General features: G+C 55.2%; 12 protein-coding genes. 6 read left to right on the top strand and 6 right to left on the bottom strand.

The features are described from left to right. Positions 1 to 18: 18 nt before the first annotated feature. Together WJU22_RS02625 and WJU22_RS02620 are read right to left on the bottom strand one after the other, a co-directional pair. Positions 19 to 1,056, bottom strand: coding sequence for a type I asparaginase (locus WJU22_RS02625; RefSeq protein ID WP_341841736.1), 1,038 nt, complete (start codon positions 1,054 to 1,056; stop codon positions 19 to 21). Between the two features lie 41 nt (positions 1,057 to 1,097). Next, entirely contained in the window at positions 1,098 to 1,868 is a 771-nt protein-coding gene (locus WJU22_RS02620; protein ID WP_341841735.1) for a TatD family hydrolase, read from the bottom strand. A 122-nt stretch (positions 1,869 to 1,990) separates the two neighbouring features. Here WJU22_RS02620 and WJU22_RS02615 point away from each other — a divergent pair, with 122 nt between their 5' ends. Next, positions 1,991 to 2,863, top strand: a complete 873-nt coding sequence (locus tag WJU22_RS02615; protein ID WP_341841734.1) for a hypothetical protein — start codon at positions 1,991 to 1,993, stop codon at positions 2,861 to 2,863. 77 nt (positions 2,864 to 2,940) lie between these two features. Here WJU22_RS02615 and WJU22_RS02610 read toward each other — a convergent pair whose 3' ends face one another. Further along, complete coding sequence (locus tag WJU22_RS02610; RefSeq protein ID WP_341841733.1) at positions 2,941 to 3,555, bottom strand: polysaccharide deacetylase family protein; 615 nt, start codon at positions 3,553 to 3,555, stop codon at positions 2,941 to 2,943. Between the two features lie 55 nt (positions 3,556 to 3,610). On the opposite strand from WJU22_RS02610, the gene gltX reads away from it, so the two are divergent. Next, complete coding sequence (gene gltX / locus WJU22_RS02605) at positions 3,611 to 5,140, top strand: glutamate--tRNA ligase (RefSeq protein WP_341841732.1); 1,530 nt, start codon at positions 3,611 to 3,613, stop codon at positions 5,138 to 5,140. 70 nt (positions 5,141 to 5,210) lie between these two features. Here gltX and WJU22_RS02600 read toward each other — a convergent pair whose 3' ends face one another. Continuing rightward, the gene (locus WJU22_RS02600) at positions 5,211 to 6,878 is read right to left on the bottom strand and encodes a glutamine--tRNA ligase/YqeY domain fusion protein (protein WP_341841731.1); all 1,668 of its coding nucleotides are present in this window, start codon (positions 6,876 to 6,878) and stop codon (positions 5,211 to 5,213) included. A 101-nt stretch (positions 6,879 to 6,979) separates the two neighbouring features. On the opposite strand from WJU22_RS02600, the gene WJU22_RS02595 reads away from it, so the two are divergent. The 4 genes from WJU22_RS02595 (at position 6,980) to fumC (ending at position 10,737) form a co-directional block, all read left to right on the top strand. Next, positions 6,980 to 7,399, top strand: coding sequence for a cobalamin B12-binding domain-containing protein (locus WJU22_RS02595; RefSeq protein WP_341841730.1), 420 nt, complete (start codon positions 6,980 to 6,982; stop codon positions 7,397 to 7,399). Positions 7,400 to 7,542: 143 nt separating this feature from the next. Continuing rightward, entirely contained in the window at positions 7,543 to 8,397 is an 855-nt protein-coding gene (locus tag WJU22_RS02590) for a hypothetical protein (protein ID WP_341841729.1), read from the top strand. A gap of 120 nt (positions 8,398 to 8,517) precedes the next feature. Further along, positions 8,518 to 9,294 carry an enoyl-CoA hydratase/isomerase family protein gene (locus WJU22_RS02585; RefSeq protein ID WP_341841728.1) on the top strand — a complete coding sequence of 259 codons (777 nt, stop codon included), beginning with the start codon at positions 8,518 to 8,520 and terminating at the stop codon, positions 9,292 to 9,294. A gap of 42 nt (positions 9,295 to 9,336) precedes the next feature. Continuing rightward, positions 9,337 to 10,737 (top strand): class II fumarate hydratase, encoded by a 1,401-nt coding sequence (gene fumC / locus WJU22_RS02580; RefSeq protein WP_341841727.1) that lies wholly within the window; start codon positions 9,337 to 9,339, stop codon positions 10,735 to 10,737. A gap of 75 nt (positions 10,738 to 10,812) precedes the next feature. Here fumC and WJU22_RS02575 read toward each other — a convergent pair whose 3' ends face one another. Together WJU22_RS02575 and WJU22_RS02570 are read right to left on the bottom strand one after the other, a co-directional pair. Next, the gene (locus WJU22_RS02575; RefSeq protein WP_341841726.1) at positions 10,813 to 11,784 is read right to left on the bottom strand and encodes a sulfite exporter TauE/SafE family protein; all 972 of its coding nucleotides are present in this window, start codon (positions 11,782 to 11,784) and stop codon (positions 10,813 to 10,815) included. A gap of 195 nt (positions 11,785 to 11,979) precedes the next feature. Next, positions 11,980 to 14,844: a TonB-dependent receptor gene (locus WJU22_RS02570; protein WP_341841725.1), complete on the bottom strand. Its 2,865-nt coding sequence runs from the start codon at positions 14,842 to 14,844 to the stop codon at positions 11,980 to 11,982. Between the last annotated feature and the right edge of the window lie 154 nt (positions 14,845 to 14,998).

Below are 14,998 nucleotides of genomic sequence, written 5' to 3'. Positions count from 1 at the left end.
TACCGCAAAAACCGGCCGCTACTCAATCACCGGCTCAGAAGGCGTCAGTTCCCCGCGCAGCGGCACTTCCAGCAGCCGCTTTATCTCTGCGGGCGGCAGGTTCTGCCCCAGCAGGAACATCAGTTTAGTGGTGGCCGCCTCAAACGTCATATCGTGCCCGCTCACTACGCCGATCTTCTGCAGGTGGGTCGACGTTTCATATTTGCCGAGCTCCACGGAACCACCGTCGCACTGCGTAATGTCAACCATAATGATCCCCTTGTCTGCCGCTTTCTGCAGGCATTCGGTGAACCAGGATTGCGTGGTGGCGTTGCCGCTGCCGAAGGTTTCCAGCAACAGGCCCCGCATGCCGGGCGTGTTCACGATCGCTTCCACCGCGCGGCGGGTGATGCCGGGGAAAATCTTCAGCACGCCGATGTTGTTGTCCATGCTTTTGTGCACCTTCAACTCCTTCGTGGGCGCGGGAAGCATGAAATTCTGCTTGTACTTGATATCGATACCGGCTTCTGCGAGCGCGGGATAGTTCATGGAATAAAACGCTTCGAATTTTTCGGCGTTGTACTTCTTGGCGCGGTTGCCGCGGAAGAGCATGAAGTCGAAATAAATGCAGACTTCCGGCACCATACAATGCCCGTTCGCCTTGGTGCTGGCGATTTCCATGGCGGTGATGATGTTCTCCTTGGCGTCTGTCCTGATCTTGCCGATCGGTAACTGGCTGCCGGTGAGGATCACGGGCTTGGAAAGGTTCTCCAGCATGTAACTCAACGCCGACGCGGTAAACGCCATGGTATCGGAACCGTGCAGGATCACGAAACCATCGTATCGCTCATACCGGTCTTCGATAATACCGGCCAGCTCAGACCATACTTCGGGATGCATATCCGATGAGTCCATCGGCGGATTGAATGCGTACACGTAAAAATCAATTCCCATCCGGTAAAGCTCGGGAAGATTGTTCCTGATCTCGTTAAAACCGATGGGCCGCAGCGCGGTCGTCTTTTCGTCGTAAATCATCCCCACGGTGCCCCCGGTATAGATGATGAGAATCTTCGTCATGTAATGCTATGGAATTGCATGCAAATGTACCGCGGAATCAGTTAGAGCATTTTGAATAATTGTTGTGCATTGGCAGTGGTAATCGAAGCCACATCCTCAATTTTTAGATTTTTTACATCTGCGACCGTCTGCGCGATCAGCGGAATGTAACTGCTTTCGTTCCTTTTGCCGCGATAGGGGACAGGCGCCAGGTAGGGCGCATCGGTTTCCAGGACGATGTGCTCGAGGGGGATTTGTGCCACAATGGCGTCGAGGCCCGACTTTTTAAACGTGACCACGCCGCCGATGCCGAGGTAGAACCCCAGGCCGATGATCTCCTCCGCCTCCTCGCGCGTGCCCGAGAAACAATGGAACACGCCGGTAAGCCGCCCGTCGTGCAGCTCTTTCACCACGTCGATACAGGCCCGCGTGGCCTCCCGGCTGTGAATGGCGATAGGAAGGTCGAACTCCAGCGCCATTTGGATCTGGCTGCGGAAAGCGTGGTATTGCTGCTCCTGGAGCGACTTATCCCAGTAAAAATCCAGCCCGATTTCCCCTACGCCCCAGAATTTCCGGGCTTCCAGCCACTTCCGCACAATAGCCAGCTGCTCTTCGACGTTTTCTTTCACATAAACGGGATGCAACCCCATCATGGGAAGGCAATGTTCCGGGAAAGCCGCTTCCAGCGCCAGCATCACCCCGATGGAATCTTCGTCGATATTGGGAAGCAACATCGTCCCAACCCCCTGCCGGATGGCGCGCTGCACCATCTCCGGCCGGTCAGAGTCGAAGTTATCGGAATATAAATGGGCGTGCGTGTCAATCCAGTTCATTATATATTGTTTTTTTCAGTTAATTGTTTATCTTTAATTTCGAGAAAAATTTAATATTTGAGGCAAACCGTCCGTCAAAGGTAAGTCTCACTATGCCAATACCTATAAAAAAACCTCCTACGATGAAACACTATTTTAACACGAACAAGGTGCTGTCTGTTACTGCGCTCGCCATCGGCGCCATCACCATTTTCTTCGCCTGCAAGAAAGATGACGCCAAATCCGGGGCAGACGACAAGAAAGACAACAACACCATCTCCGCCGCTGTTTCCGAAGCCAACGTCAACGCCATATATGAAGATGTGTTCAACGCATCGATCGACTATAACCGCCGCGAATTGCCTCCCGGGGGCCGTAAGGCGCCGGAACAGGCAGACACCGATCCCAATCCGAACGTTTGCTACGGCGTTTTCACCGCCGAACCGGGCGATGTGCTCACCTATCCCAAAACGCTCACGATCGATTTCGAGAACGGTTGTACAGACGGCCGCGGCATCACCCGCAAAGGCAAACTCAAAATCAAGCTCACCAGCATCCTCTGGCTGCAAGACGCCAAAGCCACCGTTACCTTCGAAAACTATTTCGTGAACGGCATCAAGGTGGAAGGCACAGTTGTTATTACCACCACCAGCTGGCTCTCCGCGAAGAAAACCTTCACTTACGCGGTAACCGACGGCAAAGTGACCTATCCCAACGGCTACACCGCCACCTACAGCGGCACCCGCACGGTAGAATATAAAGACAACAACACGGTAGACACGAAAGATGATCTGTTCGAGATCACTGGGAACGCCCTGCTGAAAGACAGCCTGGGAACCGCTACCGTAGCCATCACCACCCCGCTGAAACGCGGCCTCATCTGCCCCTGGATCCAGTCTGGCGAAGTAACCGTTACCCTCAACGGCCACAGCGGCAAACTGAACTACGGCAACGGCGAGTGCGACAAAAAAGCCACCCTCACCGTAGGCGACAAAACCAAGGAAATTACCCTGTAACCCGTAATCGGGCCCGATAATAGCAACGCCGCATGACCCTCCCGGGCATGCGGCGTTGCCGTTTACAATATCTCCCCCTACACGATCGCCCTCACCTCCCAGCCCTGGCGCTTACAGTGTTCCAGCACCCGCGGCAGCGCATAACTCATCCGGTCCCAGGCCTTCTCACTATCATGAAAAACCACGATGGAACCGGGTTGTAGCTTAAACACCACATTCTGGACACAGGCCTCGCCCGTGATCTCCGTGTCGAAATCCCCGCTGAGCACGTCCCACATAATAATCTGGTATTCCTTCTTCAACTCCTTGATCTGGAACGGTGAAATCCGGCCGTACGGAGGACGGAACAGCTTGGTACGGATGTATTGCGCCGCTTCCTTGATATTGGCGAGATACTTGTCTGTAGCCGTTTTCCAGCCATTTAGGTGGTTATGGGTATGATTGCCGACCGCATGCCCGTCCAGCAAAATCTGCTGGTAGATGGCAGGATGCTCCACCACATTCTTCCCGATACAGAAAAACGTGGCCTTCGCATCGTATTTTTTCAGCTGTTCGAGCACGAAAGGCGTGGCTTTGGGATGCGGGCCATCGTCGAACGTCAGGTACACCGCCGGTACGGCAGGCGAGAAATTCCAGGTGCAGCTTTTGTAGAGCGACTTCAGAAAGCCGGGTGTTTTCGTAAAATAGAACATGTTAAGCGGATTAGCGTGATCGTTCCCTGCCCCGAAATTATTATTTTTGCGCCGTATGAGTCACAATAAAGTAAGGGTGCGCTTTGCGCCGAGCCCTACGGGCGGACTTCACCTCGGCGGCGTACGCACGGTGCTGTTCAATTATCTTTTCGCCCGTCACCACAACGGTGAGTTTATCCTCCGGATCGAAGACACGGACCAGACACGCTTTGTGCCCGGCGCCGAGGAATATATCGTGGAATGCCTCCGCTGGTGCGGGCTGGAGCCTGATGAAAGCCCCCTGAAAGGCGGCCCATACGGCCCATACCGCCAATCCGAGCGCAAACCCCTGTACCGCCAGTACGCCGAACAGCTCGTCGCCTCCGGTAACGCCTATTACGCGTTCGACACCCCCGAAGAGCTGGAAGCCATGAAGGAAGTGGAACGTGCCCGCGGCAACCATTCCCCGCAATACGGCCACGCCATCCGCGGCCACATGCGCAACTCGCTCAATATGGAAGCGGCCGAAGTGAAAGCCCTCCTCGATAAAGGGACGCCCCACGTCATCCGCATCAAAATGCCGACAAACGAGGAAGTGACGTTCACCGACATGATCCGCGGAGACGTTACCTTCCAGACCAATATCGTTGACGATAAAGTGCTGCTGAAAGCCGATGGAATGCCCACCTATCACCTGGCCGTGGTGGTCGACGATTACCTCATGAAGATCACCCACGCCTTCCGTGGCGAAGAGTGGCTCCCCTCCGCCCCGGTGCATATCCTGCTCTGGCAATACCTGGGATGGGGCAACGAAATGCCGCAATGGGCGCACCTTCCGCTCATCCTGAAGCCCGATGGCAACGGTAAACTGTCTAAGCGCGACGGCGACCGCCTCGGCTTTCCCGTTTACGCCATGAACTGGACCGATCCCAAAACCGGCGATCTCACCCGTGGCTTCCGCGAAAATGGCTTCCTCCCCGAAGCGTTCATCAATATGCTGGCCATGCTCGGCTGGAACGATGGCTCCGGACAGGAAATCTTTACCATCGAGGAACTGATCGGAAAATTCTCCATCTCCCGCGTCCACAAAGGCGGCGCCAAGTTCGATTACGACAAGGCGAAATGGTTCAACCACGAATGGATCATGCGCACACCGAACGACCGCCTCGCCGCGCTGCTCTTCCCCGTGCTGGAAGCGAAGGGCGTATCGGCCGATGCGGATTACGCGGAAAAAATCGCCGGCATGGTAAAGGAGCGTTGCCATTTCGTGAATGAAATCTGGGACCATGGGTTCTTTTTCTTCATCCGCCCCGAAAAATATGACCTCGATGCCGTGAAACCCAAGTGGAATGCGGACAAACAGGCTTTCTTCGGAGAATGGACTGCCGCATTGCTCAGCCAGGAAGACTTCTCCGCCGCCGCGCTGGAAGAAGGTTTCAAGGCGCTGGCCGCCGCCAAAGGCATCAAGCCGGGAGAATTGCAACTGCCTTTCCGCATCATGCTTTGCGGTGGGAAATTCGGCCCTCCCGTATTCGATATCGCCGCTACCATCGGCAAAAATGAAACGATAGACCGTATCATGATCGCGCTGGAAATGCTGAAATAGTATAACACGACCGCATAAACGAAAAGGCCATCCGCAGTGGATGGCCTTTTTCTATTTCGGTGAAGTCCGGTTATGCTTTTTTGGCTTCTTTGGCCCAGGTGTCTTTCAACGTTACCGTGCGGTTGAACACGGGTTTTCCGGGCGTAGACTCGACGTCGGCCACGAAATACCCTTTCCGCAGGAACTGGAACCGCTCGCCGGGCTTCGCATCGGCCAGGAACGGCTCGATGTAGGCCTTTTCGATGATTTCGAGGGAATTGGGATTGATGAGGTCTTTGAAATCGCCTTCCGCGCCAGCCGGGTTTTCCACGGTGAAAAGCCGGTCGTACAAACGAACTTCGGCCGTTTTGGCGTGTGCCGCGCTCAGCCAGTGGATGGTACCTTTCACGCTCATGGCGCTGCCTTCCGCACCCGATTTGCTTTCGGGGATATGGGTGGCGTAAACCGTGGTCACGTTGCCGTTCTCATCCTTGTCGAAGCCCGTGCATTCCACGATGTAAGCGTATTTCAGGCGCACCTTGAGCCCCACGCCGAGGCGGAAGAACTTCTTGGGCGGATTTTCCATGAAATCTTCCCGCTCGATCCACAGCGTATTGCTGAAGGTCACGTTGCGATGGCCGGCGGCCGCATCTTCCGGGTTGTTTTCTGCCTGCAGTTCCTCGGTTTGCCCTTCGGGATAGCTCGTGATCACCAGTTTGATCGGGTCGAGCACGGCCATCACGCGCGGCGCGGTTTTGTTCAGCTCTTCGCGGATGCAGAATTCCAGCAGCCCGAGCTCGATGATGTTGTCGCGCTTCTGGATCCCGACCCTTTCCGCGAAGGTGCGGATGCTCGACGGCGTGTAGCCGCGGCGGCGGAACGCAGCGATCGTGGGCATGCGGGGATCGTCCCATCCGCGCACGATGCCTTCGTTCACCAGCTGCAGCAGCTTGCGCTTGCTCATCACGGTATAGCTGAGGTTCAGCCGGGCGAATTCGTATTGGTGGGACGGGAAAATGTCCAGCTGCTGGATGAACCAGTCGTACAGCGGCCGGTGCGGGATGAATTCCAGCGTGCAGATGGAATGGGTGATATTTTCGATGCTGTCGCTCTGCCCGTGCGCGAAGTCGTACATGGGGTAGATGCTCCAGGCGTCGCCGGTGCGGTGGTGATGCGCATGTTTGATGCGGTACATGATAGGATCGCGCATGTGCATGTTGGGGGATGCCATGTCGATCTTGGCGCGGAGCGTTTTGGCCGCGTCGGGGTATTTGCCGGCGCGCATGTCGGCGAAGAGCTGGAGGTTTTCCTCCACGCTGCGGTTGCGGTAGGGGCTGTCTTTCCCCGGCTCCGTGGGCGTGCCTTTCAGCGCGGCGATCTCGGCGGCGGAGGAATCGTCTACATACGCGAAGCCTTTCTTGATAAGCTCCACGGCGTATTGATATAACTGTTCGAAGTAATCGGACGCATATAACTCTTTGGCCCATTGGAAACCGAGCCATTGGATGTCTTCCTTGATGGAGTCTACATACTCCGTGTCTTCCGTAACGGGGTTGGTGTCGTCGAAACGGAGGTTGGTCTGGCCGCCGTATTTCTGCGCCAGCCCGAAATTGAGGCAAATGCTTTTGGCATGGCCGATATGGAGGTAGCCGTTAGGCTCGGGAGGGAAGCGCGTGAGCACCCGCCCGCTGTTTATGCCCTTGGCAATGTCTTCTTCTACGATCTGTTCCAGAAAATTCAGTGATCTTTCTTCGCTCATATTTGGCAGTTTATCCGAATTGCAAAGGTAATATAATTGAAAACACGCTTTTGCCGCACTTTCGGGGAAAATACTACATTTACAATCCAATTATAGGAATTATGGTCAACCCGAATCAACGTCCCATTCGCGTACTGGTAGCCAAAGTTGGGCTCGACGGCCACGACCGCGGCGCCAAGGTGATCGCCTCCGCCCTCCGCGATGCGGGGATGGAAGTGATATATACCGGACTGCGGCAGACGCCGGAAATGGTAGTGAATGCAGCCTTGCAGGAAGACGTGGACGCCATCGGCGTAAGCATCCTGTCGGGCGCGCACATGACCGTATTCCCGAAAATCATCGCCCTGATGAAGGAAAAAGGGATGGACGATGTGCTGCTGACCGGCGGCGGCATCATCCCGGACACGGATATGCAGGAACTGTACGCCCTCGGCGTGGGAAAACTCTTCCCGCCCGGCACCCATACCCGGGAAATTGCCGACTATATAGATAGCTGGACGCGGGAGCACAGGGAATTTTAAATTTTTTGAAACTTTTCACAAACACGTTCGTCTTCTTTACGGACGGCAGCATAACGATGGCTTTCCGGGGCAACCAAAACGGAAAGCCCGGCCGGATGATAAGCGGCTGTCCCCATCCTTAACCAAGTAAAGTTGAAACCATCATGAAAATTGTCCGCTACACAACACTGTGCCTGGCCCTTACCGCCTCCGCAACCACTCTCCGTGCCCAGGAAGACACCACGCCCACTACCAGAGACACGACCATCGTGAAAACAGAAACCGAGACCAAAAAGAAGGTAAGCTTCCATTTCCACATCTACGCACCCCCGAAACCGGGTAAAGGGTACATCACAGCCGGCGGCAACGGTCCGCTGCTATCCTTCGCCAATGTGAAACTGAACGACGAACGGATGAGAAACATCCCCCGGTTCACGGTTTTCTTCAACATCGGCACCAACTACAACTACGACTTTAATAATAATATCGGTATATTTAGTGGATTGAATATCAAAAATATAGGATTGATCACCAAGCCGAGCGACAATGTAAAACTGAAGCAGCGGGTATATACGATGGGCGTGCCCGTAGGTTTGAAAATAGGCGACCTCCGCAGCGGGACCTTCCTCTACTTCGGTGGGGAATACGACCTGGCATTCAATTATAAGGAGAAATATTTCCTCGACGGCGATAAGAAATCCAAGTTCAACGAATGGTTCAGCGACCGGACGGACCTGTTCATGCCGTCGCTCTTCGCCGGTTTCCGTTTCGGTTCCGCATTCGGGGTGAAAGGACAGTATTACCTGAACAATTTTTTCAACAAGGATTTTACCGAAACGAGGGACGGTGTGAAGACGCAACCGTATAAGGACTTGAAAGCCAATCTGATGTTCGTGACGCTGAGCTATAATTTTGGGATCAAAACCAAAACGCATAACAAACACACCACCACCACTACTACCGAGTATCGCAAAGGCACGAAGGTGATTATCGAGAAAAGAACGGAAATAGTTGATTAACAATATATTAGCCAACAATAGAGAAAGGCGCTGCCATTAGGGCGGCGCCTTTTTTATTTCCCGTATCCCTTCATTAGGCTTAAATTAGCCGGATCATACCGAAACAAAACATCTTGCCATATGTACAAAACCCTTAGCACGCAAATCAATGACGGCATTTTGGAGATCACGATCAACCGGCCGGACAAGCTCAACGCCCTGAACCGCGAGGTGATGCACGACCTGGCGCTGGCGGTGGACGAAGTATACAAGAACAAAGACGTGTATGCGGCCATAATCACCGGCAGCGGGCCCAAGGCGTTTATCGCCGGGGCGGATATTTCCGAGTTCCTGGAATTGTCGCCCGAGCAGGGGATGGAGCTGGCGAAGAAGGGGCATACCATTTTCCAGCGGATCGAGGATTGCCAAAAGCCCATTGTGGCGGCGGTGAACGGTTTTGCGCTGGGCGGCGGTTGCGAGCTGGCCATGGCCTGTCATTTCCGGCTGGCGAGCGCCAATGCGAAGTTCGGGCAGCCCGAAGTGAACCTGGGGATCATTCCCGGGTATGGCGGGACCCAGCGGCTGACGCGCCTCATCGGGAAAGGGAAAGCCCTGGAGCTTATGCTCACGGGAGACATGATTTCGGCGGATGAAGCCTTGAAATGGGGGCTCGTGAACCACGTCACCTCCCCGGAAGAACTGCTGCCCAAAACCCGCGAACAGCTGGCCAAAATCCGCGAAAAAGCGCCCCTGGCCGTGGCGCGCGTCATCAAATGCGTCAATACCTACTTCAAATACGATGAAAACGGGTTCGAGACGGAAATCACCGAATTCGGGGCCTGCTTCGCCACCAAAGACCTCACCGAAGGCGCTTCCGCCTTCATCCAGAAACGTAAACCCAATTTCAAAGGAGAATAAACCGCAGGTTCTGTAACTTTACGGTCCAAAATTTCAAGTATTATGGATTTCAGGATAGAGAAAGACACGATGGGCGAGGTGAAAGTGCCTGCCAACGCATATTTTGGGGCACAAACCCAACGTTCCATCGACAACTTCAGGATAGCCCAGGACATTAACAAAATGCCGAAGGAAATCATCAAAGCCTTCGCTTACCTGAAAAAAGCCGCCGCCCTCACCAACCGCGACGCCGGCGTACTGCCCGCCGAAAAGGCCGAGCTCATCGGTAAAGTGTGCGACGAGATCCTCGAAGGCAAACTCGATAACGAATTCCCCCTCGTGGTTTGGCAAACCGGCTCCGGCACCCAATCCAACATGAACGTGAACGAAGTGGTAGCTTACCGCGCACACGTCATCAACGGCGGCCAGCTCACCGATAAAGACAAGGTATTGCATCCGAACGACGATGTGAACAAATCACAATCCTCCAACGATACCTTCCCCACCGCCATGCACATCGCGGCGTATAAAATGCTCGTGGAAGTAACCATCCCCGGCATCACCAAACTCCGCAACACCCTCGCCGCCAAAGCGAAGGCATACATGCACATCGTGAAGATCGGCCGCACCCATTTCATGGACGCCACGCCGCTCACGCTGGGCCAGGAAATCAGCGGATACGTTTCCCAGCTGGACCATGGCCTGCGCGCCATCAACAACACGCTGCCCCACTTGTCTGAACTGGCGCTCGGCGGCACCGCCGTTGGTACCGGCATCAACACGCCCGACGGGTACGACGTGAACGTAGCGAAACACATCGCCGCACTCACCGGCCTGCCTTTCGTGACCGCAGAAAATAAATTCGAATCCCTCGCTGCGCACGACGCCATCGTGGAAGCGCACGGCGCGCTGAAAACGGTAGCCGTTAGCCTGATGAAAATCGCCAACGACATCCGTATGCTCAGCTCCGGCCCCCGCTCCGGCATCGGCGAGCTTTTCATCCCCGACAACGAGCCCGGATCTTCCATCATGCCCGGTAAAGTGAACCCCACCCAGTGCGAAGCCCTCACCATGATCGCCGCACAGGTGCTCGGGAACGACGTGGCCATCAACATCGGCGGCGCCACCGGCCACTTCGAACTGAACGTCTTCAAACCCATGATGATCTATAACTTCCTCCACTCTGCACGCCTGCTGGGCGACGGCTGCGTAAGCTTCAACGACAAGTGCGCGGAAGGCCTGGCGCCCATCGAGGAAAACATCAAAAAGCACGTAGACAATTCCCTCATGCTCGTAACCGCCCTCAACACGAAGATCGGTTACTACAAAGCCGCCGAGATCGCGCAGAAAGCGCACAAGGAAGGCACCACACTGAAGGAAATGGCCGTGAAACTGGGTTACGTAACGCCCGAAGAATTCGACGCCTGGGTGATCCCCGCCAATATGGTCGGCAAACTCGGATAAGCGAAACCGAACGATAAAAGAAAAAGGTTGTCTGCAGATGCGGACAACCTTTTTTTATGTTCGTAAAGAATCAGGCTATTTCATGATGGTGAGGATGATCGTGCGCAAACTCATCGCGATCACCAGTATGGCTACCATGATCATGAGCGGCTTGCGCTTCATTTTTTTGACGAGGATGGCAGCAAAGGGAGATGCGATCACACCGCCCAGGATGAGCCCGATGATCACCTGCCAGCTGTCTACCCCGTTAAAGAAAAGCAGTGTTCCCGCGCTGGACGCGGCGATGAAGAATTCCGCCGCATTCACTGAACCGATGGTGTAATTCACCGTACGGCCTTTCGCGAGCAGGGTGGAGGTTACGATCGGGCCCCAGCCCCCTCCGCCGATGGAATCCATGAAACCGCCGAAAAACGCCAGCGGACCGAGGCGCTTGGTCTTGCTCTTGGGCTTGCGTTTCTGCAGTGCCTTGCGGAGGATCAGCACGCCGAGGATCATGAGGTATGCGCTCATGAAAGGTTTGATGACATCGCCGTCGATTACGTCCGAAAGCAGCCATGCGCCTGCGATAGCGCCGATCATGCCCGGGATGAGGAGATGCAGGAATAATTTCTTGTTGACGTTGCCCAGCTTGAAATGCGCGATGCCGCTGGCGCCCGTCGTGAACACTTCGGCCACATGCACGCTGGTACTCGTCATGGCCGGAGACACGCCCAAACCCAGCAGGAGAGAAGAAGACGTGGCGCCGTACGCCATGCCCAATGCCCCGTCGATCATCTGCGCCATCAGCCCCACGCCCATGAAAAACAGGAGCTTGCTGGTGAAAATATCCTGTACGGTCTGCGAAATCCGCGTCTGCGCATCAAGCGAAATGGCATAGTGATACGTGAACCACAGGCCGGCCGCCACCGCCAGGATAGACAGCCCGATCGTCACCCATATCCAGTAACTCTTTTTATTGTCCTCGTTCACGAGGTCTATGAGCACTTTCTGGGTGGCATCGGTAGCTACACGCTGTTCCGCCTTATCGATCACCTCATTATGCGACATGACTAATTATTAATTAAGTCTACAGGAATTGTGGACTAAAAATAGAAGTAATCCACGGTTTATCCAAATATTTCTGTCCTTAATTCTAAAAAAGGCGGAGGCCGCTGAGGCCTCCGCCGGACAGGTTGGTTTTTGTGTAACAGGGTTTCCAATAGTATGGTAAAGCGGCCGCAGCAGGCTGCGGCGCGCCTTCAGTTATTTGGTCAGCAGGCCTTCGATGGTGAAGGATGCGTAGTATAAAGCACCGATGGTCGGGCCCGCCGCGTATTGGATATAGCGGTGGTTGAACAGGTTGGAACCGCCCACTTTGATGGTGGTTTTCGCCTTGGGAATGCGATAGTTCACCTGGGCGTCTACCGTGCTGAATGCCGGCACATCTCCATTGGCCAGCGGGCTTTCCCAATAGAACGTGTTCTGCCAGCGCCACACCACGTTGAACCCGAAATTCTTCAGCAGCTCGCGGTTGCCGAAGCTGATGTTGCTCACCCAATCGGGCGTGTTGAACCCGGTAGCGAACACGTCTTTTTCCTTGTTGTCGACGATGTCGTTGTAATTCAGGTTACCGGCAACGGTCCATTTCTTGTAGAAATTGTACGTCAGACCCAGCGATGCGCCGTAGTTGTCGTAGGTATTCTTGGCGTTGGTATACACCCGGTAGCGGGTTTGCTTGCTGCGGTTGGCGGCGAGCATGTCCAGCACGGAAGCGTCTGTCCCCACTTTATCCGTTGCCGGCACCGCTACTTCCACCTGGCCGAGGAAGCCGTCGTACCGGTTGTAATACGCATCCGCGTCTACCACGAATTTATTGCCCAGCAGCACGCTGCGGTACCCTACTTCGAAGGAGTTGATACGCTCGGGACGGGTAGGGCTGAGCGCGGTGATATCCAGCAGTGCCTTGTTTTTCAGGGCGGCGTCGTTGGCGGAAAGCCCGTCAGCCACGTCTTTGTTCACGGCGTTGTTGAAGTTGTTTACGGAGGCGAGGGTGTAGGAATTCTCCAGGTAGCCCAATCCATCGTTGATATAGGAAAGGCCGCCCACACGGCGCACGTTGCCGTTGTTTACGAACGAAAGTGCTTCGAACAGCGCGGGGAAGCGGAAGCCGTTCTGCCAGCTGGCGCGGAAGTTATGTTTCTGCGCAAGGGTGTAAACGGCCGCCAGGCGCGGGTTGATCTTGGGATCGAACTCGGGGTTGTAATCTACGCGGATGGAGCCTACCAGCTTCAGTTTGTCTTCGAAGAAAGTTTTGCTCACCTGCGCGAAGCCGCCGAATTTCTTGTAGTGGACGTTCTTCCCGCCCGGTGTGGTCCTTTCTTTCACGGGTTTGGTGAAGTCGACGAAGTTATTGCCGTCGGGGATCACTTCGTATAGCCGGCCGTCTGTTCCCACCAGCAGGTTGAAGAGTTTTACGTGGCGGCTAAGGTCCCACTGGGCATCCACGTGATACACGCGGCTATGCTGATCGAGCCAGGCGCCGCCGGTGGCGGGCGCTCCGGCAACCGCGGCGGCGTGGTCCCAGTTGTTGATGCCGATGATGGTTTGTTTCAGGGCGTCGAACTCGGGTGTTCCGGGCTGAACGCGGCCCTGGTCGGCGGTTGAGCGCGCGCGGCGCATGGCTTCGGCGAGCTCGGTGCCGGCGTTGATTTCCGACTGGAGTTTGGCTTTGAAGGCGTCTCTCCAGGCGTTGTTGCTTTTATTGGTGAGGTCGAGGTTGTCGGTCAGGGGTTTGAGGTTGTAGGAGTTGCCGGTATTTTCCAGCATTACATATCCGCGAACGAAATAATCCGCGCCGCGCAGTTCCAGTTTATGGTTCTGCACTTTCACACCGTCCAGCTGGATCTTGTTCCCGCGCTGGAAGAGGCCATCCATTTCACCGAAACGGTAAGTATAGCTCAGTTCCGCCTTCGGCGTGATGCGCCAGTACAGGCCCAGGTCGGCTTTGATATTTTCGACCGTGGGGTTTACGAGGTCTTTTTCCCAATAACCCGTGCGACGAACGTTGAAGGTTTCGTTCTTGCCGTTCAGCGTCACGCCTACGGAAACGTTGTTGTTATTTTCGTCGCCATATTTGTTCCAGGCGTCGTACGCGGGGTTGTTGGCGGCGCCGTTGAGCGCGGGGAAGCGGCTGTTGGCGGCGGCGTTCTGGTCTTTGGCGGTGCTGGCGCGCCAGTCTGTGCCGCGGAGGTAGCTGACGTTCACCTTGAACGCGACTTTATCTTTCCAGGCGTGGGCGTAGCGGATAGCGGTTTCCGTGAGCACGCTGGGGTCATAATCGATCCCGTCTACGTGGTTCACGCCGATTTTCTGGTAAACGCTGAGGCCTTTATATAGGAAGGGGCTTTTCGTCTGAAGGTTGGCCATACCGTTGATGGCGTTCATGCCGTACAGTGCGGAAGCCGCGCCGGGTGTGATTTCCACGCTCTGGATGTCGAGCTCGGTGGGGCCGATGGCGTTGCCGAGGGGCACGCCGAGGGTGGCGGCCTGCATGTCTACACCATCCACCAGCTGCATGAAGCGGAAGTTATTGGGGATGTTGAAGCCCCGGGTGTTGGGGACTTTAAACGTGAGGCTGGATGTGGTCATCTGCACGCCTTTCACGTTTTCGAGGGCATCGTAGAAGCTGGGCGCGGGCGATTCCTTGATGGCGCGGATATCGAGTTTTTCGATGGCCACGGGCGATTTGAGGGCTTCTTCCTCCACGCGCGATGCGGTTACCACTACCTCCTTGCCCAGGAGGGTTTGGGTGGCCAGCCCGATGTCGAGCCGGGAACCGGTGCCGGTTACTTCGAATTCCTGCGATTGGAAGCCGAGGCTGGAGAACACGAGCGTAAAGGGGAATTTGAGGCGGGATTTCAGGACGAAGTTCCCGCTATTGTCAGTAGTGGTGCCGGCGATGGTGCCTTTTACCTGTATGCTGACGCCGGGAATGGCCTCGCCGGTGGTCTGGTCTTTTACCTTACCTGATATCTGCACGATGTTGCTTTCCTGGCCGCTGGCAAAAAGCGCAACCAGCAGCAGGGGCAAGGCGAGCAAGAGTCGGAGGCGATTGTAAACTGTTTTCATATAGTTTTTGGCTTGATAAATACTATTAGTCTATAGGAATTGTAGACAAATGTAGATGGGAAATTGGAAATTTGCAAGAAAGGAGGGAAGGAATTTTTTAAATCGGCCATGGGAAAGGGTTTCAGGATGGGCTCGCCGCGTCCGCCCCGCAGCC

The sequence above is a fragment of the Chitinophaga caseinilytica genome, assembly GCF_038396765.1.
Classification (GTDB): domain Bacteria; phylum Bacteroidota; class Bacteroidia; order Chitinophagales; family Chitinophagaceae; genus Chitinophaga; species Chitinophaga caseinilytica.
This window is presented reverse-complemented; position numbering and strand designations above follow the sequence as displayed.

What these genes read in the sequence shown, in the direction of transcription:
- WJU22_RS02600 (WP_341841731.1), bottom strand. Translation starts at nt 6,878, where the DNA reads ATGAGCGAAGAAAGATCACTGAATTTTCTGGAACAGATCGTAGAAGAA.
- gltX (WP_341841732.1), top strand. Translation starts at nt 3,611, where the DNA reads ATGAGTCACAATAAAGTAAGGGTGCGCTTTGCGCCGAGCCCTACGGGC.
- WJU22_RS02615 (WP_341841734.1), top strand. Translation starts at nt 1,991, where the DNA reads ATGAAACACTATTTTAACACGAACAAGGTGCTGTCTGTTACTGCGCTC.
- WJU22_RS02610 (WP_341841733.1), bottom strand. Translation starts at nt 3,555, where the DNA reads ATGTTCTATTTTACGAAAACACCCGGCTTTCTGAAGTCGCTCTACAAA.
- WJU22_RS02625 (WP_341841736.1), bottom strand. Translation starts at nt 1,056, where the DNA reads ATGACGAAGATTCTCATCATCTATACCGGGGGCACCGTGGGGATGATT.
- WJU22_RS02585 (WP_341841728.1), top strand. Translation starts at nt 8,518, where the DNA reads ATGTACAAAACCCTTAGCACGCAAATCAATGACGGCATTTTGGAGATC.
- WJU22_RS02595 (WP_341841730.1), top strand. Translation starts at nt 6,980, where the DNA reads ATGGTCAACCCGAATCAACGTCCCATTCGCGTACTGGTAGCCAAAGTT.
- WJU22_RS02620 (WP_341841735.1), bottom strand. Translation starts at nt 1,868, where the DNA reads ATGAACTGGATTGACACGCACGCCCATTTATATTCCGATAACTTCGAC.
- fumC (WP_341841727.1), top strand. Translation starts at nt 9,337, where the DNA reads ATGGATTTCAGGATAGAGAAAGACACGATGGGCGAGGTGAAAGTGCCT.
- WJU22_RS02590 (WP_341841729.1), top strand. Translation starts at nt 7,543, where the DNA reads ATGAAAATTGTCCGCTACACAACACTGTGCCTGGCCCTTACCGCCTCC.
- WJU22_RS02570 (WP_341841725.1), bottom strand. Translation starts at nt 14,844, where the DNA reads ATGAAAACAGTTTACAATCGCCTCCGACTCTTGCTCGCCTTGCCCCTG.
- WJU22_RS02575 (WP_341841726.1), bottom strand. Translation starts at nt 11,784, where the DNA reads ATGTCGCATAATGAGGTGATCGATAAGGCGGAACAGCGTGTAGCTACC.